The organism is Erythrobacteraceae bacterium WH01K, from assembly GCA_027941995.1.
In the GTDB taxonomy this organism is placed as follows: domain Bacteria; phylum Pseudomonadota; class Alphaproteobacteria; order Sphingomonadales; family Sphingomonadaceae; genus CAJXSN01.
The window spans coordinates 757,225-778,894 of record CP115966.1 but is presented as its reverse complement, the minus strand read 5'-3'; the positions used below and the strand labels follow the sequence as shown (position 1 = coordinate 778,894).

At 60.8% G+C, this 21,670-nt stretch carries 19 protein-coding genes and 1 tRNA gene; 10 read left to right on the top strand and 10 right to left on the bottom strand.

What is annotated here, in order from left to right; genetic code table 11:
- Positions 1 to 50 precede the first annotated feature (50 nt).
- Positions 51 to 1,157, top strand: coding sequence for a histidinol-phosphate transaminase (gene hisC, locus PF049_03900; protein WBY17309.1), 1,107 nt, complete (start codon positions 51 to 53; stop codon positions 1,155 to 1,157).
- Here the strand turns inward: hisC and PF049_03895 are convergent.
- From PF049_03895 to ftsE, 4 genes are read right to left on the bottom strand one after another with little or no spacing between them, the layout of a single operon-like run.
- Positions 1,154 to 1,837: a lysophospholipid acyltransferase family protein gene (locus tag PF049_03895; GenBank protein WBY17308.1), complete on the bottom strand. Its 684-nt coding sequence runs from the start codon at positions 1,835 to 1,837 to the stop codon at positions 1,154 to 1,156. The two genes, hisC and PF049_03895, sit on opposite strands and share 4 nt — an antisense overlap.
- Positions 1,837 to 2,373: a YdcF family protein gene (locus tag PF049_03890; protein WBY17307.1), complete on the bottom strand. Its 537-nt coding sequence runs from the start codon at positions 2,371 to 2,373 to the stop codon at positions 1,837 to 1,839. Before PF049_03890 ends, PF049_03895 begins: the two co-directional genes overlap by 1 nt.
- Positions 2,370 to 3,287: a cell division protein gene (locus tag PF049_03885; GenBank protein WBY17306.1), complete on the bottom strand. Its 918-nt coding sequence runs from the start codon at positions 3,285 to 3,287 to the stop codon at positions 2,370 to 2,372. Before PF049_03885 ends, PF049_03890 begins: the two co-directional genes overlap by 4 nt.
- Positions 3,288 to 3,313: 26 nt before the next feature.
- Positions 3,314 to 4,063: a cell division ATP-binding protein FtsE gene (ftsE, locus tag PF049_03880; protein ID WBY17305.1), complete on the bottom strand. Its 750-nt coding sequence runs from the start codon at positions 4,061 to 4,063 to the stop codon at positions 3,314 to 3,316.
- A 155-nt stretch (positions 4,064 to 4,218) separates the two neighbouring features.
- On the opposite strand from ftsE, the gene PF049_03875 reads away from it, so the two are divergent.
- Positions 4,219 to 5,157: a zinc-ribbon domain-containing protein gene (locus tag PF049_03875; protein ID WBY17304.1), complete on the top strand. Its 939-nt coding sequence runs from the start codon at positions 4,219 to 4,221 to the stop codon at positions 5,155 to 5,157.
- A 21-nt stretch (positions 5,158 to 5,178) separates the two neighbouring features.
- On the opposite strand, the gene PF049_03870 is transcribed toward PF049_03875, so the two are convergent.
- Complete coding sequence (locus tag PF049_03870) at positions 5,179 to 5,406, bottom strand: hypothetical protein (GenBank protein WBY17303.1); 228 nt, start codon at positions 5,404 to 5,406, stop codon at positions 5,179 to 5,181.
- A gap of 198 nt (positions 5,407 to 5,604) precedes the next feature.
- On the opposite strand from PF049_03870, the gene PF049_03865 reads away from it, so the two are divergent.
- Positions 5,605 to 5,691 (top strand) — tRNA-Leu (locus PF049_03865).
- Between the two features lie 272 nt (positions 5,692 to 5,963).
- Here the strand turns inward: PF049_03865 and PF049_03860 are convergent.
- Entirely contained in the window at positions 5,964 to 6,413 is a 450-nt protein-coding gene (locus PF049_03860) for a hypothetical protein (GenBank protein ID WBY17302.1), read from the bottom strand.
- 272 nt (positions 6,414 to 6,685) lie between these two features.
- Here PF049_03860 and PF049_03855 point away from each other — a divergent pair, with 272 nt between their 5' ends.
- The 3 genes from PF049_03855 to PF049_03845 are packed head-to-tail and all read left to right on the top strand — an operon-like array spanning position 6,686 to position 9,326.
- Complete coding sequence (locus PF049_03855; protein ID WBY17301.1) at positions 6,686 to 7,561, top strand: hypothetical protein; 876 nt, start codon at positions 6,686 to 6,688, stop codon at positions 7,559 to 7,561.
- Positions 7,543 to 8,121 (top strand): hypothetical protein, encoded by a 579-nt coding sequence (locus tag PF049_03850; protein ID WBY17982.1) that lies wholly within the window; start codon positions 7,543 to 7,545, stop codon positions 8,119 to 8,121. The genes PF049_03855 and PF049_03850 overlap by 19 nt, the downstream gene beginning before the upstream one ends.
- A complete protein-coding gene (locus PF049_03845) occupies positions 8,112 to 9,326 on the top strand; it encodes a DUF3387 domain-containing protein (protein WBY17300.1) in 1,215 nt (404 codons plus the stop codon). The genes PF049_03850 and PF049_03845 overlap by 10 nt, the downstream gene beginning before the upstream one ends.
- A 258-nt stretch (positions 9,327 to 9,584) precedes the next feature.
- On the opposite strand, the gene PF049_03840 is transcribed toward PF049_03845, so the two are convergent.
- Positions 9,585 to 11,513 carry a hypothetical protein gene (locus tag PF049_03840; GenBank protein ID WBY17299.1) on the bottom strand — a complete coding sequence of 643 codons (1,929 nt, stop codon included), beginning with the start codon at positions 11,511 to 11,513 and terminating at the stop codon, positions 9,585 to 9,587.
- 625 nt (positions 11,514 to 12,138) lie between these two features.
- Between PF049_03840 and PF049_03835 the strand changes: the two genes are divergently transcribed.
- Both PF049_03835 and PF049_03830 read left to right on the top strand, forming a co-directional pair.
- Complete coding sequence (locus PF049_03835) at positions 12,139 to 12,942, top strand: hypothetical protein (GenBank protein ID WBY17298.1); 804 nt, start codon at positions 12,139 to 12,141, stop codon at positions 12,940 to 12,942.
- Positions 12,932 to 15,256, top strand: a complete 2,325-nt coding sequence (locus PF049_03830; GenBank protein ID WBY17297.1) for a hypothetical protein — start codon at positions 12,932 to 12,934, stop codon at positions 15,254 to 15,256. Before PF049_03835 ends, PF049_03830 begins: the two co-directional genes overlap by 11 nt.
- Positions 15,257 to 15,787: 531 nt before the next feature.
- On the opposite strand, the gene PF049_03825 is transcribed toward PF049_03830, so the two are convergent.
- Positions 15,788 to 16,897, bottom strand: coding sequence for a PepSY-associated TM helix domain-containing protein (locus PF049_03825; GenBank protein WBY17296.1), 1,110 nt, complete (start codon positions 16,895 to 16,897; stop codon positions 15,788 to 15,790).
- A gap of 225 nt (positions 16,898 to 17,122) precedes the next feature.
- Between PF049_03825 and PF049_03820 the strand changes: the two genes are divergently transcribed.
- Complete coding sequence (locus PF049_03820) at positions 17,123 to 17,578, top strand: hypothetical protein (protein WBY17295.1); 456 nt, start codon at positions 17,123 to 17,125, stop codon at positions 17,576 to 17,578.
- Positions 17,568 to 17,987 (top strand): hypothetical protein, encoded by a 420-nt coding sequence (locus PF049_03815; GenBank protein ID WBY17294.1) that lies wholly within the window; start codon positions 17,568 to 17,570, stop codon positions 17,985 to 17,987. Before PF049_03820 ends, PF049_03815 begins: the two co-directional genes overlap by 11 nt.
- 363 nt (positions 17,988 to 18,350) lie before the next feature.
- On the opposite strand, the gene PF049_03810 is transcribed toward PF049_03815, so the two are convergent.
- The gene (locus tag PF049_03810; protein ID WBY17293.1) at positions 18,351 to 19,568 is read right to left on the bottom strand and encodes a hypothetical protein; all 1,218 of its coding nucleotides are present in this window, start codon (positions 19,566 to 19,568) and stop codon (positions 18,351 to 18,353) included.
- Entirely contained in the window at positions 19,555 to 21,663 is a 2,109-nt protein-coding gene (locus tag PF049_03805) for a polysaccharide biosynthesis tyrosine autokinase (protein ID WBY17292.1), read from the bottom strand. The genes PF049_03810 and PF049_03805 overlap by 14 nt, the downstream gene beginning before the upstream one ends.
- Positions 21,664 to 21,670: the final 7 nt, after the last annotated feature.

Here is a 21,670-nt window from a genome sequence, read left to right as displayed (position 1 = left end):
GTCAATCGCGCTGTCCTGCGCAGCGCCCCTGCGCTATAGGCCGTGCCACGATGGAAAAGACACCGCAGATCAAGCCATGGATCGCCGACATCCAGACCTATGTCCCGGGCCGGGCGACAGGCAGCGATGGCAAGGTTCTGACCAAGCTGTCGGCCAACGAGAACCCGCTGGGTTGCAGCGAGGATGCTCTTGCCGTGCTGGCCGCAGGTCACGAACCGGCCCGCTATCCCGACCCGGACGCCGCAAACCTGCGCGCTGTGCTGGGCGAATTGCACGGGCTTGACCCGGAGCGGATCGTGTGCGGAACGGGGTCCGACGAATTGCTGAACCTCGCGGCGCAGGCCTTTGCCGGGCCCGGCGACGAGGTTCTGTTCCCGCGCTACTCCTTCTCCGTCTATCCTATTGCCGCGCGCCGCTGCGGAGCCGACCCGGTCGAAGCCGAAGATGCGGATTACGGCGCTGATGTCGATGCATTGCTGGCTGCCGTCACGGACCGGACCCGCGTCGTTTTCATCGCCAATCCGAACAACCCGACCGGCAGCTACCTTCCCCCCCGCGAGATCGAACGGCTTCACGCCGGCTTGCGCGGCGACATCCTGCTCGTCCTCGACCAGGCCTATGCAGAATATCTGGAGGATGCAGGGGCGGCGCATGCCCTGGGTTTGGCGGGGCGGACACAGAACGTGCTCGTCACGCGCACCTTTTCCAAGATCTACGGCCTCGCCGGAGAGCGTATTGGCTGGGGCTATGGCGCCCCGGCGCTGGTCGACGCGCTGAACCGGATCCGCGGCCCCTTCAACGTGACGCAGAGCGGCCAGCGCGCTGCCATCGCCGCTGCCCGCGACACAAGGTTCGTCGACCGGTCACGCGAGCACAATGCGAACGAACGCAACCGCTTCGCACAGCGCATGGCGGCGCTTGGCAATCATGGCATCCGCCCTCTGCCGAGCGAGGCGAATTTCGTGCTCGTCCTGTTCGAAGACGAACTGAGCGCAAGCGATGCCCTGCATGGGCTGGCGGAGCGAGGCTATGCCGTCCGGCACCTGCCGTCGCAGGGACTGGGCCACGGGTTGCGTATCACCATCGGAACGGCCGAGGACATGGACGCGATTGCAGCTGCCATCGCCGAAATGGCAGGCCGGCATCCCGCAGGCTAGGCAGCACTCAGCGCGTTGATTGCCTCTTCGACCCGGGCTTCGATCTCTTCGCGCTTCAGGCCGGGCGGGATGGGCTCCCCGAAGCGGTAGGTTATCTGGCCCCGGCGCTTCCACAGGCGGTGATACAGCGGACCGGAATTGACCGCGACCGGCACCACCTGGAGCCCGACCATCTTGTAGATGCCGGCAAAGCCCGACTGCAATTTCCGGCGTTCGCCGTGGGGCACGCGCGTGCCTTCGGGAAAGATGACGAGCGGACGCCCTTCCTTCGCCTTGCGCCTCGCCTCGTGGATCAATTCGCGCAGGGCCTTCGCCCCGCCGTCACGGGCGACCGGGATCAGGCCATAGGCGATCGCAGCCCTGCCCCAGCCGGGCAGGTTGAACAGTTCCCGCTTCGCAAACACGGACGGCAGGTGGAACAGCGCCGGCGCATCGATCGCCTCGAAGAAGCTTTCGTGCCGGATGGCATAAAGCGCAGGCTCGTCCAGCGGACCGCCTTCCTGCACCACGTCGATCCCCAGCAGGACACGGCAGCACGCACGGTGGAACCTGCCCCAGCCACTGACCACGCGGCGCAGCCATGACCGGTCGACCGCCATCGCTGCGACCGCCGCAATGACGTAGAAACTGCTGACGACGTAGAAGACCGGATAGAACAGGAGGCTGCGCAAAACGTGCATCAGTCGAGCCCCGGCATCCATTGGACGGCGCGGCTGGCCAGGAGCTTGTGATATTCGAGAAACAGCGTGCCGAAAGACGGTTCGGACGGCACGGCGTCCTGAATGATCACGACATCGTCCGGAAGGGTCCGCGACAACTCGCCAGAGGCGCGCCGCATGTGCCAGTCGGTGGTGACCAGTCGCAGGCGATCATGACCGTTGTCTCCGACCCATCGGCTGGTCTCCCGCGCATTGCCGCGCGTGTCCAGGGCATCGAAGCCAAGGGTGATGCAGCATTCCATCAGGTCCATCGGAACATCGAATTCCGCAGCGAATTCGTCCGGCGTCACCTGAGTCGATACGCCGGTGACCAGCATGGAACCGGCCTGCCCGTCTTCCAGCAGCGCCAGGCCGCGCTCGATCCGGCCCGGCCCGCCGGTCGGCACGATGATGGCGTCGGTCTCTGCCTCGGACACAGGCTGCGGCAGCGCGGCTGCGAACCACACGAAACCAAGCATCCATGCCAGGACCACGATGGCGAGAAAACGGCCTGTCACAGCATTTTCCTGAGCGCGAAGAGGACGGTCAGACGCGCAGTCAGCATGGCCAGTGCTACAGCGGCCAGCGGCACCATGGCGACCGCCAGCCAGTCGGTCCAGTCCAGCCCGCCGCCCGCGACCATGCCCGATCCCAGCTGCGCGAATTGCTGCCCCAGGACCAGCACGGCGATCATGCCGAGGAGGAGCCCCGCCCCTGCTCCCAGGGCGGCGTCGAAGCCGACCGACCGCTGGAACACACGTGCGATCTGGTGATCCGTGCCGCCCAGCAGATGGACGATCTCGATCGTGCTGCGATTGCTCCCGAGGGCGCTGCGGGCGGACAGGAAAACGGCCGCGGCACTGGTCAGCGACAGCAGCACGACCAGCGCCAAAGCCAGCCATTGCAGCGACGCGATCGCGGTGAAGATGGGCCGCAGCCAGCTGGCCTGCGCATCGATCCGGGCGTCCGGTGCTACACTCGACAGAGCGGCGCGCAGGCGTCGCAGCTTGTCGGGCGTGGCATCGCCGCGAAGGCGCAGGTCGATCAGCGCAGGGACCGGCACGGCCTCGCCCGCAGTGCCCGTGCCAAGCCAAGGCTCCAGAAGCTGTTCGACCTCCTCCGGCGGGACCAGGCGCATGGCGGCGACTTCCGGAAATTCGGCCAGCGTGTCGAGCGCAGCCTGAGCCTGCCGTGCCCGTTCGCCGGGCTCTGCCTCGATGATCTGGACGGTGGCACCGCCTGCCAGTTCGTCACGGGCCCCGCCCGCAAGGTTGGTCAGCGCCAGTCCGGCAGCGGTGGCAATGACGGTCAGCGCCACCATGATCGCGATCACCCACGGCATCGGCCCGGCCAGCCGTGCCTGCGGCACCAGCTCCTGCGCCGCGCTGCCACGGAAAGGCGATAGCCCCCGCTCGATCGCGCGCGAGATCACCGGCGGCCTGGATTTCCTGCTCTCGGTCAACGCACAGGCCCCGCCCCGGACGAACCGCCCCCGCTGCGCGGCCTCGGCGGGTAGCGCAGCGCGCCGGTGGGGTCGGACAGCCGCCCCTTGTCCAGCCGCATTATCATGGAACTGGGGACCTTCTGCAGCAGGTGCAGGTCGTGGGTGGCCACCACGACCGTCGTGCCCAGACGGTTGAGCGCTTCGAACAGGCGCAGCAGCTTCACCGCCATTTCGGGATCGACGTTACCTGTCGGCTCGTCCGCCAGCAGCATGTCGGGCCGGCCGATGACCGCCCTCGCAATGGCTACGCGCTGCTGTTCCCCGCCGGAAAGCGTGGCCGGGCGCGCCTCCGTTCGGTGCGACAGGCCGACCCAGTCCAGCATGTCGGTGACCGGCCGATGGAGATCGGCCTCGGGCACCCCCGCCACTCTCAGCGGAAGCGCGATATTGTCATAGGCGGACAGGTGCGGGACCAGACGGAAATCCTGGAACACCACGCCCAGCCGGCGGCGAAATCCGGGCAGGCGCGCACGGGGCAGCGTGATGACGTCGGTGCCGAACATCCGGATCTGCCCGCGCGAGGGGCGCTGGGCGAGATACAGCAGTTTAAGCAGGCTGGTCTTGCCCGCACCGCTGGCCCCGGTCAGGAAATAGAAGCTGCCGGGAAAGAGCGTGAACGAGACATCGCTCAACACTTCCTTGCCCGTGCCATAACGCAGCCCGACATTGTCGAACCCTACGACTTCGCCGTCGTCACCTGCCATGCTGGCCTGCCCTCCGGCGAAACTTGCGATATGAAACTGACATGGTCGAAGCGCGCTATAGCGGGCCTTCCATGTGGAAAAAAGGCGCGTTCTGCCCCGCATCCCCACAGGCGAGCTTGCCAAGGATTCTGGAACCGCCGTAAGGAAATGACGTCATGATCATTGCCTGCCCCGCCTGTAACACGCGCTATGTCGTGCCCGACAGCGCCGTGGGCGTGGAGGGGCGGACGGTACGCTGCGCCAAGTGCAAGCATAGCTGGTTCCAGGAAGGACCCGGCGCCGAACAGGTCATTGCATCCCAGGATGCAGGTCCCGCGGCTCCTGCGACGCCAACCACGGCACCCCCGCCGGAGCCTGCGCGGTCCGGCGCATCCTCCACCGCAAGGCCGCAGCCTGCGCGGTCCGGCGCATCCTCCACCGCAAGGCCGCAGCCTGCACCGGCGCCGGCCGACCCCGTAGCTCCCCAGCGGAAAACAGCTGCCGCCGCTCAGCCGAGCGAGCCTGCCAGTCCGGCAGCCACCGAACCGCACGCGGCCTCTCCCGAGCCGGAAGACAGCGGGTTCGAAGGCCCGCCGCCTGTTTCCGGCACACGGCCCGAACCCCAGCCGATCCCCGCCATCGACCCCGACCGGTCGCAGTTCGATTACGAGCCGCCTTTCCGTCCGCGCCGCAATCCGCTGAAAGTGTGGACCGCAGCCGGCGCCGTATTCGCCCTTGTCGCGCTCGGCGTGGTCGGCGCCGTCAGCTACTGGGGCATGCCCGACTGGGTGCCCGTCAGCCGCCCGACCTTTGCGGTCGAGCAGCCCGACCTGGTGCTGGACTTCCCGGCCGACCGGCAGGACCGCCGCACCCTGCCCAATGGCACGGAATTCTTCGGCGCCAGCGGAACCATTACCAATGTCGGGCGCGAAACGGCGCGGGTTCCCGCTGTCCTGATCGTGCTGCGCGATGCGCGGGAGCGGATCGTGTTCAGCTGGGAAGTCGTGCCTGCAGCACAAACGCTGGCCCCGGGCGAAAGCGTGGCGATCAACGAAGCGGTGACCGACGTCCCCAAATCCGCCAAGTTCGCAGAGATCGGCTGGAAGCCGGACTGAGGGCGATTCCCTCCGCGCCGCTCAGCTGAATTCGAGCCAGACCGTCCCGTCGGCGTCGCGGCGGATACGGGCCCTCTCGCCCCGCCCCTTTGCCTCGGCGAAATCGATGATCTCGGGCTTCAGGATCGTGACAGTGGCACGTGCTTCGGTGCGGACCCCGCTCTCGCTTACGCTTTGCCGCCCATCCCGCGCGACGCCATCCCCGCCCTGACTGGCGGCGGCAAGGATGAGGGCGAACGCTGGCGTCATGGCCAAACCTTTCCGGTCCGTTCACCATGCCTGCAAGCCGGTTGTTAACCCGGTCCCGCGGCGGGACGGGGGCAGCGTCACATCTTACGCGCCCTTCTTATTGCCGGAGATGACGATGGGCGCTTGCGATAGGGAAAACCGGTTGCTAAGGGCGCGCACCTACCAGGGCGAAGGCGCTGTCCTTCGTTCGATCAGTGTGCGGTCGTGGCGGAACTGGTAGACGCGCAACGTTGAGGTCGTTGTGGCCGAAAGGCCGTGGAAGTTCGAGTCTTCTCGACCGCACCATTTCCGGTCAAAGGTGGGCAATACACCATTTGACCGTGCAACTGCAGCAACTCCATGTTCGAGCACTGCTGTTTCGCCCTCAATTTCGACCTTTGATCCAATCCGGATCCGGCTGATGAAAGCTCGCGCGATGCGCTGCCGCACGTCGCTATCGCCGTGGACGAGGTTCTGGCGGACGATCTCTCCAAACTTGTGAACAGCAGCTGGCGTGATCCGAGCTGGTCCGCGATCCAGTTGCTGGCGCAGCGTGTTCGCGGTGCTGTTCAGGCTGTCTATCTCCCCTTTTCGCTCTTTGATCCGCAGAGCGATGTCGGGATCGCGAGCTGAGATCGTTCCGAGCTCGATACCGTCGTGCAGATTGGACAGGCGCTTATCGGCTCATCCGCAGCGATCAGGTCTTCGACCGACTTCCTGAACCGATCTGCGTTAGGCGAACTGCCGTCAGCATCAGTCGCATCGACTTTCTTGAGCCGCTCCAGCGTCGTGTAGAGATCGAACCAGAAACTGCGGGAAATTTTCGACCGATCGATCAGCAGGTCTGCGAGACCTTCGAATTCCTTTTCGGCTTCTGCTGCCGAAATCATCTGCGAGACATTTCCGGCACTGACGCACAGCTCTTTTGCGATCGCGTCTTGCGACACGCCCGCCCGATGACGCGCGAGCGCCTGGCGGGCCGGAGCCATCGGCTCACGTTTGCGGCGATCCCGGGTGTCCGAGTTCATCGGTGCCGAGGCATTGCTCGTAGCTCTCGTCCTCGGCCGGGAGCATGGGCTCATGATCAGCGACCGACCTCCGAACCTTCTACAGGCGAAGCGCGAAGCTGCCGAGAGAGCCCAGGCCGTCTGGCTGACGGCTCTCGGATTTCTTCATGATTGCGATGAGCGGACGCATCTTTTCGCCGCGTGGGAAGCTTGGCGGGTTCTGGAGCGGGCTCGCCCGCTCCCTTTCTGAAGACAGTTGAAAGTGCCGAACACTGATTGAAAGGAAAAGGCACATGAAAACGAATACTTACCTCGCTTTGGACCTCGAAATGTATTGGGACGAGCATCTCTATGAAGCTCACAGGACGATGGATCCGAAATCCAACCGGCGGGCTACGGCCGTTAAGCGCGTGATGGCCGCGTCCGTGTTCGAGTTCTCGGTGGACTCCGAGGGCCGCGTCGCCACAGGCGAAGTGGCATCGTGGACCGAACACGACTGGGGTGACGAACAGGCGGTGGTAGCACAGCTTTTCGATTACCTGCGAGCCCGGGCCGATACCCCGGTGCTCACGTTCGGAGGTTTGGCGACCGATGTTCCCGTGCTCGTGCTTGCGAGTATGGCACACGGATTGCCGCTGCCACCGCAGCTGATTGATCAACCTGGGCGTAAAGGTCCGCGCCCGCATTTGGATTTGGCACTGCTCTTGAAGGGAGGCGGGCGCACATGGTCGCATTTGAGCCAGGTGCTGCTGCGCCTCACCGATACCCGTATCCAAGCGCTCGCGCGCAAGGTGATCCACGCCATGAAGCGCATGCCGGCAACCGGCATTTTCGGGGACGATTACCCATTCAAGTCCGTGTGGGACGAGTATTGCCGAGAGGTGCAGGAAGGCCCGAATCCGATGCTGGAAGCGGCTTTCGATCAAACCGTCGATCCGATGATAGCGTGGCAAGTCGACCAGCTCGATCACTCGGAACGGCATTTGCTGGAAATTGCGCTTGCCGAAGCCGTTAACGAACAGCACCACGTCCGGGCGGCGATTGTGCCCCTGCTCAATGACCGTAAACTGGTTCACCGCCAACCAGTCGTTCTGATCGAAGCCGCCAAGGCCTGCCTAACGCATCCTTCATTGGGTTCACCGGAACGCCGATCGAGAAGGACGATGTGAACACGCCTGCGGTGTTCGGCGATTATGTCGACATCTACGATATCAGCCGTGCGGTCGAAGACGGTGCCACAGTGCCAATCTATTACGAAAGCCGATTGGCGCGCATCGAACTGCCGGAAGACCAGGTGCCACTTATCGATGCCGAGGTGGAGGAACTGACTGAGGACGAGGCTTCCTCGGATCAGGAGAAGCTGAAGGCGCGTTGGGCCGCTGTCGAGCGTTTGGTGGGCTCAAAGGCCCGGCTGAAGCTCGTCGCAAACGATCTGGTCGAGCATTTAGAACGAAGGTTGGAGGCGTTAGACGGCAAAGCAATGGCCGTTTGCATGAGCCGCCGCATCTGCGTGGCACTCTACGACGAGATTGTCGCTCTTCGTCCGGAATGGCATTCCGACGATGTGTCGCAGGGCGCGGTGAAAGTTGTGATGACCGGCAGCGCCTCGGACCCGCAGGAATGGCAGCCGCACATAGGCGGGAAGGCACGCCGAGATGAGCTGGCTAAACGTGTGCCAAAGATCCGACTGACCCCCTCAAGCTCGTGCTGGTGCGCGATATGTGGCTGACCGGCTTTGATGCTCCGTCGATGCATACGATGTATATCGATAAGCCGATGCGCGGCCATGGTTTGATGCAGGCCATCGCGCGGGTGAACCGCGTTTTCCGCGATAAGGAAGCCGGACTTGTTGTCGACTACATCGGTATCGCCCAAAACCTGAAAGCAGCGCTTGGCATCTATTCGCCGTCTGACCGCGAAAAGACCGGCATTGACGAAAAGCTAGCGATCCGTGTGATGCTCGAGCGCTTCGAAATCGTCACCGCAATGTTCCATGGTTTCGATTGCGGGCCAGGAATGCACGGAACACCAAGTCAGCGGTTGAAGTGTCTCGCCGAGGCACTCGAATGGATTTTGGCTCGTCAGCATGAGGCGGCGCAAAAGGAGACCACTGATGACGCCAAGAAGGCTGCACTTCGACGGTTTCAAGATTCGGTCCTGGCCTTAAGCAAAGCCTTCGCCTTGGCATCCGCAAGTGATGAGGCAAAGGCCATCCGCGACGAGGTGGCTTTCTATCAGACTGTGCGAGCCGCGCTGGTCAAAAGTAGCGGTGCTACGAAATCCAAGAAGGATCGCGAACTCGCGGTTCAACAGCTGATCGACAGATCTGTCGTCTCGACGGAAATTATCGATATTCTGCAAGCGGCGGGTATGGCCTCGCCAGACATCTCAATCCTATCCGATGAATTTCTGGCAGAAATGCGCGATAGCGAGCGGCCCAATCTGGCGCTTGAAGCCCTAAAGAAGCTGCTGGCCGACAAGATCCGGTCGAGGTCACATACCCACGCTGTCGAAAGTCGCAAATACTCCGAACGGCTTACGGTCGCCATCGCGCGCTATCACACGAATGCAGTCAGCACCGTCGAGGTGCTGCAGACGCTGATCGAACTCGCAAAAGAAATACGCGAGAAATTGGCGCGAGGAGAAGAGGGAGGTTTGTCCGATGAGGAGATTGCCTTCTACGAAGCCTTGGCGGATAATGAGAGTGCCGTCGATATTATGGGCAATGACAGCCTCAAGATCATTGCTGCTGAACTCGTCGAGAACCTCAAAGCGAATGCAAGCGTCGATTGGGCGCACCGTGAATCGGCACGAGCGAGGATGCGCGTCCTTGTGAAACGCATCTTGCGCAAATACGGTTATCCGCCGGACCTCCAGGACGCGGCTGTGCATACCGTGATCCAGCAGGCCGAACTGCTAGCCACGTCGTGGTAGCTAACGGCGAAGCAATTTATCCTTCGATGCGTCACAGTTCTACGGAAATTATCCAATGATCTGAGTGCCCATCTTCGTCCTCTATGGGACACCGAATTTCATTTACGGATAGAAACGCGCGTGTTCGGGACGCCAAGCCGGACAAACCTGGGCTCCAACATCGCTTTCTGCCCCCAAAAGCGAACTGTCCGAAATTGAAATTCAACTTTTCAATGGACACTCCGGCTCCGCTACGGGGAAGCGACGATCCTATACAAATCACGCACGTGCTGCATCGCGCCGGCAGCGAGCCAGCCGAGCTCTCAACCTCTTTTCCTCCGAAGGGGTCGAACGTCGACGATAGGCATCGGGTAGAGCAAAGTACTCTTCTAAGACGGTGAGTGCCTCGGCGAACTGCCGTGCCCGGACCATCGCTCCTGTAAGTCTGTCAATATAATAGCCGAGCTGCCACTCCGCAGCAGCATTTAGTGGCACAGATTGAGAGACTGCCTCACGAATCAGAGGCGCAAGTTTAGCAATCTTTTTCTTCGCAGGCTCGACGTCGACCGCATTGAACATTCGATCTGAAAGCTTTTGCATGTGGTCGTAATAATAGCGGATCCCTTCCTGCTCAGCTTCTCGTTCGGGATCTGACCAAGGTTGGCCGGCACTGAATGCCTTCAGTTCGTCCACGGGCCGCAGAGCCGATCGATAATAGTCCTGCGAAGGAATGACCTGCATTAGAGGCGACCCATATTCGAAGCGACCATCCGGTCGTGAGCCTTTCGACACCGCTTCCACTCCTTCGGGCATATGGTCCCGAAAATCTTCTCGCGCGAGCCCCCGTAAGGCGCGAAGTCTTTCCTCTCGTTGCGGCGCGTCTTCGGCAGCTAGCGCCTTGAGGAATTCATGCAGATCGGCGGCGTGATTTCCAGCCTCTCCCTCCCGGCTGGCGCGCGCGGCCTCTCCCAATAAGGCGACCTCGTGTGCGGCGGCCAATATTCTGTCAGCGTCCCAGCTTGCAGGTTTGGCGACAAGAGAACTAAGTAGAATCCACAATCGCTGACGAATGAACTTGAGCTTCCCCTCGACCGCTTCGGACCGATAGTATGCTTCGCCATAGGCGCGACAGGCCTGCTTGGAATCCAGTTTCCAATTTCCGAAAGATGAACCCGGGACGCTTTCCGGCACGAAACGAACTGACACGGTTTTTTCCGCCTCATCGGGATCATGTTCAAGTGCCATGAAACCGGGTCCCGAGGCGAGTTCGACAATAGCAGCAGTCGCGCCAGCGATGGCGTGGTGTCTTTCCTCTAATCGTGCGACCGTCGTCTTGTATCTTGCCGCAGTGATTAGCCCCCTTCGTAGCGCGTTTTTGGCTTGGAGGCTGTGATTAAGCTGGAACCGGTCATCTGATCGGCTACCCGGTTGGTCAATCCTATCAGAAATTGTGCGGAGCCTTTTTTCACGCCATTCTTCGACGAATGGGAAGCGACCAGCCTCCAACGCCTGCTCTTCGAGCGTTTGGAGCTTTTTTAAAGATAGGTTTTCGCGCTCTGAGATCCGGCCATGCTCGATCCAGGCGTTGATGGCAGCACGTATCCATATCTGTCCCAGTTCGTGCAGGCCAGGCAGGCCTTGAGGCAACGCCGGTTCCTTAGTGGCTTCGATAGCAATGCGGAGAAGATCAGCAACTTTCTCGCAGGCATCTGCTTTATCGAATGTATCCCCGCTCGGACCTGCATCGGCACTCCAAGCTGGATTGAAGGCTAACCCGAGCGCGAGCCTTGCATGCCGGTCCTCATCGAACAGGTCCGTTGCTGCCAAAAGCGCTTCGGTGCGCAGCAGAATGTCGAACTCGAGTGCTGAGCGCGGATATTGCAGGATCGATCCTGGCCAAAAACCTGGACAAACTGGACCGCAGGCGAAGCTTGATCCGCCGCGCGTGCCATTCTGATAGTGACGGTTAAGTCCTTCATCGGTCTGAGGTGATACCTCCGCCTCACTGAGCATTAATATGTCGAGGACACGGGCGAAAGCTGCGTTAAGTGCGACCATATCCAACGCATTACCGCCGATATCCGGGTGTAAGGTCCGGGCGGCGTTGCGATAAGCAGTTTTTCCCCAATGATCTGAGTGCCCAGCTTTGTCTTCTATCGGGCACCACTTTCGATTTACGGATAGAATCGTCCATGTGCGGAACGCCATACCGGACAAAGCTGGGCTTCTACGAAACTTCTGGGCCGTTTGCCGTCGAGCGAGTTTTGGGTAAATGATCTTAAAACCGGACTTTCGTTCAGCGAATTAGCAGACCCGCAATAAGCGAATTCGATGTCTGCTTGGGCACACTCTGAATACGGGTGTTTGTTCCGTCTCTACTTGTCACACAGCGTGCTTCCCTCCATTTGCGATAGCTGGTTTTCCGCGGCCCGCAACACTGCGGTGATGTGTATTCCCATCCCTTGCACGATGGTGCCGTCCCAGCCAGAAGCGTATTTCTCTTGGGCAGCGATATTCTATCGGCGACAACGATACGGGGGCATGTTGAAAGATGGGAATCGGCTGGGGACCGGGCGGCCCGACCGACAGTGTGAGTAGGTTTGCGGCGCACGAGGTTCGCCGACAACTCGCCGGCGACCCGGTTGCGCGCCGTGCGCGTTATCCAGCCGGCCACCGACTGCTGCGAGCCCTAATGGGCGCTCCGTTCAGTCTGTTCCTAGCCCGCTACTTAATCGTCGATCTCGCTGTGTTAAACGTCGAGGCATGGTCTCGGGTCCTTGCGCCTGGCGTAGCAAAGATGCCGACGGCACGAGCGGAGTATATAGTCGACATCGTGAGGACGGTGCCGAGCTATCTGCTCGGTGCGCAGATCGGTCTGCTCACGATAATCTCTTTGGCTCTGGCGCTTGTCACACTCATTGCGCAGCGCGACGACGCGACTACCGACGTCAAGGTCTATTATCACGAATCAATGTTCTTCGGCATTACCGCTAGCGGGATCGCACTCGCAGCCGTCTTGTCCATCCAGTTCTTCTGGCCTCTGCAGACTGCGCTTCATCTGCTGGGCGGCGGTTCAGACTCGCCGGCTTTCAAGCTGGTGCTGGTATCGGCGCACACAGCGTGGTTCGTCATAAACCTGTGGGCGGTCGCGCACTTCGTCTCAGTGACTTTCCGCTTCGTGCAGCGCTCGGCGCGGGAACACCTACGGGAACGATACACCGCCAATGTGGTAGTGCCTCGCCAGCTGGCCGACCGCCTTCGCCAGCAATTATACGGAGCCGCAGGCGGTGATGCGAAGACGAGCATGCCCAGAGCGAGCTTCGGATTCTCCTCTGGCAGGGGCGCCGAAATCGAGATCGAGACTGACTTCGCGCCGAACACGATGCTTGTCGATGTGCACATGGGCGTCGTGCGCTGGGTGCTTGGCCGATGGATCAAGCGCTGCTCTGCTGACCCAGCGCCGACGGGTCAGGCGGCTCATTCTGTGCCCCGGATTTGGTTTACACCTGCACTAGATCGCCCGATGCGAGGACGGATCGCATGGTGCCGGCGCAACGGTGGCGTGCCTTTGACCCTGTTAGAGCGGCGGTTGCTCCGCTGCGCGTTCCGCTTTGAGGAGCGTCGCAATGAGGGATGATCTTCCGACCCAAGAGCAGATTATGGAGGAGCTGGCAGACCGCACAATCTCACAGATCGACCGACGCGCGCCTGTAGCTTTCGATGGGGCGCTCGACGAACTCGTTCGCTATCATAGCTTCCTCCTTGGGCTACACGCGACCGAAACCGAGGAGGGGCGGCCATTCAGCTATGCAGAGGTTGGCGGGTTGGCGTGGCGCGCGCCGCACGTCGATTGGATCCGCCAATACCGTCGGTTGTTCGATCGAGCAGCCGAACGTATCCCCGACGAAGAGCGCTTTCTCGAAACGCTTGCTTACGTGCCGTATCGCCTACTCGACGCCGAACCCGGCGTCCGTCTGTCTAAGGCGGTCGTCGAGGGCATTTTAGATTTGCAGCCGATACTGATGCACGCAATTGAGGCGTGGGTAACCCGTCGGTCGATCGTCGAGGGAGATGCTAACGCCGCAGCCGAACGCGTGGGTCTCAGCGGTTCGGACGCCCGTGCATTCGCTAAGGTTATGCCAGCCATCGTCGGCGCTTGGGAGGCAAACCTCACCACTGCATCTTCGGTTTATGGGTGGCGGGGCGAAGCTAGCGCGCGGTCTGAGGAAATGTGGTCCCGTTACGTTTCGGCTTGGCCGTTCTTACGCCAGCACCTTGGTAACACCGCCTATTGCTTAGCGGTCGCTGTGTGGAACGGTGACAAGACCGGTGCGCGCTTGTTTCGTGAGGCACTTGTGCGCTGGCCGGGCTCGGCACTTCTTGATGTCGAGCGCGACGGGTTCGAACGATTTCCCTGGTTGTTGATGCCTAACCTCTTAGAGGGTGAATGGCAGGCGGCGGCCGCCCGGTCGGCGAGGGTAGATCACCCCTACCTACCGCAACCTGCGCCCGGCGGCATCTTCGCACAGATCGTTGACGGGGCGCGGCAGGATGTGGTGCTTGTCACTGCGTCGCTGATGTTGGTCTGGTCGATCGGCGGCGGCGTCGCTGCAGACCTCTCTGCCGTGACGGCGCGGGAGCTGGTCGGAGGAGTCGGCTCGGATCCGACCGAACCAAACGCGGGCGGCCTCAACTTCAAGACGATTACTGAGGGGCTGATGCGCCTGCAGCTGGTCGGCGAACGCTATCAGGACGGCACCCAAGGTCATTGGCTCGACAGGCTAGTCGCTAACATGGACAACATGCGCGAGGAAGTCGTCGTCCCAGGGCGCGTCTACACGCCGACTACCATGAATGATCGCGAGCAACTCATTCTGGGTGACGTGGCTTTGATAGCCGCGCTCGCGCCGGCCGAGGGTTCGGGAGGCGTAGTCGAAGAAGTAGACTTGATCGCAGCAGATGAGGTGCTGCCTCCGCTCGGCGACCGTTCACTGCGCGACATATTGATGGAATTCGACCGTTACCGGCAGTTGCTCGACACTGAGTCGCCGGGGCTGGTGCGAGCCATTCATGCGGTGGCGCCGGGCATCGACCCGGCGACCGCAATCGCAAATCTAAATCGAGTGATCGACGACACCACTTCGGCCATCGAGCGCCGCCGCCGCGAGCGGTTAGTGGCCAAGGACATCGACGACGCTGCGATGGAGGATTTGCGGGTGGCTATTGAGGCTGAAGTTCTTGCCGAGCCCGCAATGGTGCCGATTTTTGACTCGGTGAGTGTCTTCCTCGCAGATGAGGGAGCGGGCGAGGAGAGGACGGCTGTTTTCAATGGCATCGGAAAAGGCAAGCTTGTCCGGCCCGAGATGGAGCAGGCGACCTTAAACTGGACCGAGTTCATCGCGGCACACGCTCGCGAGGCGGCGGGCCAATACGCGTTTGAGGTATTCGCAAGGTCGCCGCGAGAATTGATTCGAGCGGGCGCCAAACTTGACGATCCGACATTCTGGCGCGCGATGCCCGCTCTCGTTGAGCGCGTCGGCGAACAGCCGGTCCTTATCGTAGCAACACAAGATTCGATCGACCAGCTTGGACGGCTGCACTTCAGACGCGACGACCCACTCGCCGGTTTCGATATTTCACACGAACGGACGCCGCGCGAGCGAGGGCACCATGTGGTGACCATTGAGGGCGTAGAGGTGTTCGCAACGAACTTGCCGCCCGGAACTGCGTGGCTAACTTCGGCACGGCACTTGCGGCGCATTGGCTACGCACCCGTGACTGGTGGACGGGTGAGCCTCGCCTACCAACCGGATGAGGGCAGCGAGACCACTGTAGGCAGCTTGGTCGTCGGCTTCCGCCAAGTGCTGGAATGGAGCAACGATCCGGTCTTTGAAATACGGCTTGGCCCAATCAATCGGGAAGACGAAGCGGCGACACCGGATGAGGAATAATGGTTCGTTCGGCACCTACCTTGAACGTAGTCCCGGTGACACCTTGCCTGAATAGCGTCACTTCCGCGTCGGATCCGCAGCTCGGTCTCCCATCCGGTCGACAATGCGTGTTAACAAGTGTCGGCTTATTGGATTTCGCCGAATTGGCTGAACGACTGAAACTGGGGCGCAAAGCGGTAGCGACTAGGGCAAATCGGCGGAAATTCTCCAATGATCTGAGTGCCCATCTTCGTCTTCTATGGGGCACCATTTTCCATTTGGGGATAGACACGCGCATATCCGGGACGGCAAATCGAACAAAGCTGGGCACCTTTGTCAGATTCTGGGCCGTTAGAGGACCGTCCGTTTTTAAGGCCCGAACTTAGGGAAGCGGAATACCAACCTGTATCTCTATGCGGCCACCCAGATGCCTTAGAGAGACCCCAATCGGATGACCAACTCGACACACACACACACATATTGTCAGCACCAGCCGGGTGGGTAAATATGGCTCAACGAAAATGATCGACGTCGGCACCGTCGACTATCTAACTAGAGTCCCCGCCGCCTGCGTTTCCACCACAGGCGATAGCCTGAGAAGCTCAAATAGATCGTCACCAGTCCAGCCAAGGTGACAAGCAGTCGCCCCACGAGGCCGAAGGCATGCCCCGAATGTAGAGCGTATTGCCAGAGGAAGAAGGTGTCGCCCCCGCTTTGCCCGGCATCGTGGCGCTTCGCCACAACCGCGCCGGTCGCCATGTCGACATAGGTCCACAACCGCCCCTGGTTGTCGACATCGCGATCGTCGAAAGTCCGAACAGCATAGAGGCCGATTTCGGGATGGGGGCGCACGCTGTGAACCACCGCCCTGTCCAGCGTGACCCGCGCAATCGCCGCATCGATGCCGATCGGTGTGTCCGGCGGGCCGCGTTCCTCCATGTCATAGTGCAACCGGTCGCTGATCGGGGACAGTGGCTCGACAAGATGCCGGCTCTCTTCGGGAAAGCTGAGCGTCGTGCCGGTAAGGGCCAGCATTGCGGTTATGGGCCAGAGCCACAGCGCGCTCGCCCGGTGGCGATCCCAAAGTTGGCGCAGCGACCCGGCATGTCCGCCGATGCGAAACGCGGCCATGGCACCGCGCAATCGCGGAAAGGCCAGCGGTAGCGACAGAAGGTGATCGAGCAGCCAGGCAAGCGCCAGGAACCCGACAATCAGCACTCCGGTCCGGCCTAGAAGAAGGTCGGTATGAAGCCCGTAGAGCAGATCAGGCAGATAGTGCCGATGAAGGCTGATCTGACCGCTCTCACGCCACCCCGTCACCTCTGCCGTGTCGGGATCGACGAATACCTGGAGAGGCCGTGCGGTATCGTCGGAAAGGGTTTGGCGACCGATCAGCCAATGCGTTCGATCCGGCGATTGCGACAGCAGGATGTTTCCGGGTGCAAACCCCGGTAAGGCCTCCTCCGCACTCGCCACCACGTCGTCCATCGAAGCCGGCGTGCCGGTGGTGAGCTCGGCATAGCGCAGATCCGGGTTCAGCAGTCCATCGAGCTCGTCATACCAGGCGATCGCGCACCCGGTAATGGCCAGCAGGATGAGCCACGCCCCGCCCAGGACCCCGAACCAGCGGTGCCAGAAACGGAAGGCGGGGCGTACGCGCATCAGAAGCGGAAGGACGCGCCGAGGCGGACGTTTCGGCCTGGCTCGTTCACGCCCGATACGATCTCGTAATCTGGGATCGCCGTGTATCGTGCTTGCGACTACTGTCAGCCTTCTGGGGTTGGCTATCGGCCACGGCCTGTTCGCACTTCGCGGACGAAAAAACCCAGCCAATCGAGCGCGTATCGCGCCGCTGGAAACCTGACAATCTGTTTCAAGGAGAGAACGATGGCCGAACCCGACGAGCGTTTTTGCAAGGCCATCGCGGTGCGCTTGTTCCGCCTTTGGTCGATGGCACGTGAAGAAGGTGTGGTCACGTTGGAGAGAATGCACGAAGTGGCCAGTGAACTGCGCCTACCTGACGAAACCGCACCAGCCTGCGCAAGCCTTTTCGCACTGATCGAAGCGCAGCTTGAACGACCCCTGGTACGCGAGTGTTGCTGCTCGCGCCGGTTCTCCTCTGACGAAAGCGCACTTCTCGGCGTTTTAGAAGCGGCGCCCTCTCTTGGGGGACGTAACGGGAATTCGACTGTCCCGCACGGTTTACCAGGCGCTGTTCATTGGGCTGCGATGGCAGTCCGACGGGCACTTGAGTGGCCCGAGCGAGAGATCCCAGCCCCCACTAACTCTCAAGCTTCTTGTCCGTTCAATGCGGTCAAGCCGAGTATGTCCAATGCCATTTGATCTGGCTGCGCTGACCAGCACTCCCGATATTCGGAACGTGCCAGAACTGCATGCGCGCATCGTCTGCGCATTACGCTACACGCATATTGCCAGATCTCGAAAATGTTATTGCGCGCAGCGCTTGGCAGAACATCTCGGCACACCAGGCGCGGTCCGCCGCTTCCACGTTTTCCTCGACGAGTTCGGTCGAGCATTGCCGGAGCCTATCGCGCTTAACCCGCCATGCCAGCCACGCATGAGCTACGACGAGATGCTGATGGTCGACTGCGCTACTGCTGCTGCAAAGGATGATCGGGAAACCTACGATTATTTCCTTCGCGATATGGTAGGCGAAAGCGGCCGATACGCAATCTGGTTCGCAGCCCGAAGGCTGATGAAAGCGATGGGGATTGCAACTCGATCAGAATAATTGATTGCCTCCGGACCAGCCATAGCCTCTTCTCGGATTGGCCGTTAGGCCTGCTTTCAACAACTCGAAACTACTGATTCAAAGTCCGGAATCAGGCGCAAAGTTGCGATCAACGAGGCAATTTTACGGAAATTCTCCAAGGATTTGAGTGTCCATCTTCGTCGACTTCTGGGCACCATTCCCCTTAGATCAAGACGCCCTCCTTCCGGGGGTTTCTCAGGCCGCGAGTCTTTCGCGGATTTTGCAATTTTCTGGCGGCGTGGCTGGCCCGATCGCGTTTATCGTCAGTGATGCTTTATGCCTTTCGCGGCAGAACGGCATCAGCCGGCCGAGAGCCTGCGACATTTCGTCGCCAGTTCCGATCTAATCGAAACGAACGCCGTCGATACTCCCCCGAGTGGGAGCTGCGCGTACCGACCGGAGTGAGACGAGAGTGAAAATAACAAAGTCGCAATCGGCCGAAATCTCAGCGCCCTCGCTCGCACGCAGCGAGGAGAGGGTCGCATTGAAGAGCTGCCTCCGGTCGGTCGCGCAGATTACGCTGACGTTCACATTGTCCCCGAACGCGGAATCATCCGACGTGTAGTCGACCCGCAGCGAAGCAGGTTCATCGCCGAGCTGGACGATTCTTTGCGCGATCAATTCCCTGCCGGTCTGTGTCGCGCGGAATTGCACCTTGGGGTTGGGGGAAATGAGGACACTGGAAACCGTGGCGCCTTCTCCTAGGCGCCAATCGAACGGGGCAAGGTCCGTACACCAGTCGAGCCTGTTCGCGCTCCCTATGCGGCATGCAGGCTTTTGTAGCGGTCGATCCGACACAAGACCCTGATAGGTGGCAAACGCCTGTTCGAGCCGCCCAACTTCGAGATAGCGGCGCATGAGAACGATATTGGTTCGCCGGGAAAGCGTCTTCCCGGTGTCCATGGTATCCGTGATCGCGAAAAGGTTTTCCAACGCGGTGCCGTCGCGACCTGCCCGCGCAATAAATTCGTCCATCCAAAGCGGTTCATCGCGGAAAACCCGGCGGAAAACACCCGGTCCCTGCGGATTGCTCAAGGTCTGGATCAAGAACGGCTCGAGCGCGTCGATTTTTTCAGGATGGACTGCCAGAAAGTTGTTCAGCGTATCGAGGGCAGCCTCGACATCTTCATTCTGGCTGTGCACCGTCAGGACGGCACCGGACAGCATGCTCGACCGTTTGTTGAGCGTTGCTGCATTCAGCAGGATGCCGGTACGGGCAGGCGCAGATTCGCTTGCCCAAGCCAGCAAGGTCAGCGCATCGGGCGACAACGGCTTTACGCGGTATGCATCTTGCGCAAATTTCCTCGCCTCTCTCGCCCCTGTAGCAAGATCCTCTGGCGTTCCTTCACCGGCGGAGGCCGCAAATACGCCGCGAGCCAGACGCGAGGAAGCGTCCGCCATGAAGGGGTTCAGGAGGACGGATATATCCGGCCGCCGCTTTTCCATCGCAGCGCTGGCGGCAAAAACCATCGCCGCGACAGCCAACAAGAGCGCGCCCAGCCCGACAATTGCCTTCACTGAAGAGGAAAGGTCGATTGCCGGGGTTTCATTCCCGTCCATAGCCATAGCCATAAGCGTATTCGTACGCGTCGTCGGCCTGCCCAGCCTTGGTCAGGATAGCGCCGTAGATTTCGTTGGAGCCCTTGCGCAGCCTGTCGATGGAATTCTTGACAGCCCTGAACGGTGTCGAATTCGCCTGGATAACATAGACGATCCCTTCGACGCTGGTTCCCAGCTGAGGCGCGTCGGAAAGACCCAGGACCGGCGGACTGTCGACGATGACCAGATCGTAACCGAGCTCGGTTTGCGCCTGGTCCACCAACCGTTTCATCTGTGCGCTGGCCAGCAGCTCGCTCGGATTGGGCGGGCGATGACCGATCGGCATGAAATCGAACCCGTACTCGGCAACCGGATAGATGCATTCGGTCGGCGATGCCTGGTTGGCAAGCACGGAACTCAAACCGTTGCTGGCACTCGCTTCATCGATCAATTCGGTCATGACCGAATTGCGGAGGTCTGCGTCGATCAAAAGCGTTTTCTTGCCTAGCAAGTGGAAACCGCGGGCAAGGGCCACGCAGGTCAGCGACTTCCCTTCGTTAGGCCGCGTGGACGTAATCATGAACGATTTGGGTGCACCGTTCGCAGTAAGGAAACCGATATTGGTCCTCGTCGCCGCGTAAGCCTCCGCAAGGTCCGACGATGTCGTGACCAATTGTTCCTCCAGCTCTTTCTCCTTGATTATCGGGATCATGCCGAGAGTAGATAGGCCCAGCCGATCGCGAACATCGTCGGTATTTTTCAAGGACTGATCCAGTTGCTCGCGGACCAGCACGACCAGGCCGACGAGAAACGCGCCCAGTATGGTCGAAATCAGCAAGTTAAACGGCAGTGACGGGCTGTACGGAGAAGACGGAACTTCGGCTTCATCGATCAGGACCATGTTGTTCCGGCCGGCACCAGCTGCATCGAGTTCCTTGAAGCGCTGCAACAGGCCGTCATACAATTCGCGGTTGGTATCGACTTCACGGCGCAGGATGCCATAGGCGATGCTTTGTCCCTGCTGCTCGATGAATTCCGACTTCACCTGATCGGCACGTTCCTGCAACCGGTTTTCGCGGGCCAGCGCGGCCTGATATTGCTTGCGCAGGTTCTCGCGCCGCGCACTGGTATCAAGACCCGTCGCCTGGTTAACCGCCTGCTGTAGCGAGTTGACCTCGGCCTGGAGCGATTGCGCTCGTTCATAGCGAGGTCCGAAGGTGGCGCGCACATTGGCCAGTTCGGCCTGCTTCTGGGCCAGCGTCCGGCGAAGCTCTGCCGCCGGGTCCCGGACCGAGTTCGTATCGACATCGCTGCGCAATGCAGCTTCGGCGCGGATACGCTCAGCCGTCGCTTCCGCCAATGCTTCGTTCAGGGATACGAGAGACGTTCCGACAAGCGATTGCCCGGCCGCATTCGAACCGTCTTCGCCGCCATTATTGCCGACGATGACGATGCGGTTCTCGTTCGCATAATTTACCAACGCTTGTTCACTTTCCGAAAGCCGCTCCCTCTGTTTCGCAATTTCGGACTCGAGATATTCCTGCGTCTCGATGTTGGAGCTGAAACGTTTCTCGAAATTGGACTCGATGAATTCGTTCGCCCAGAGATTGGCCAGTTCGGCCGAAAGCGTCGGGTCGGGGCTTTCGAAGATGACCGACACCAGGTTGGAATCCTGGACAGGTTCAATCGTCAGGTGTTCCAGCAGCAGGTCGATCAAGCCGCCCTGCGTGACAACTCCCGCCTCGATATCGAAATTGGAGACGAATTTCTCGTTGTTGAGCAGATCCCCTGCTTCAATGACGCGAGACGCCAGTGAGCGCGATTCCAGAAGTTCGTACTGTGTCGTGTAATACTGGCGATCCGCCTGGAGATCTTCCGCAGGTGAGGCTTCTGTCTCGATGAAAGCCGAACTGGCGCGACTGATCTCGATTTCCGCGACAGCGCGATAGGTCGGCGGGGCGAGCAAGGTCGCCAGCAGCCCGATCAGCACAGTCGCCGCGAAAAGCGCTATCAGGATGACGCGCATCGAACGTGCGCGCGAATACAGTCGCCGCATGTCGATACCGAAATCGCCGTCACCACCCCCCCGGGTTTCTGCGATGGTACTGTCGTTCATAAATTAC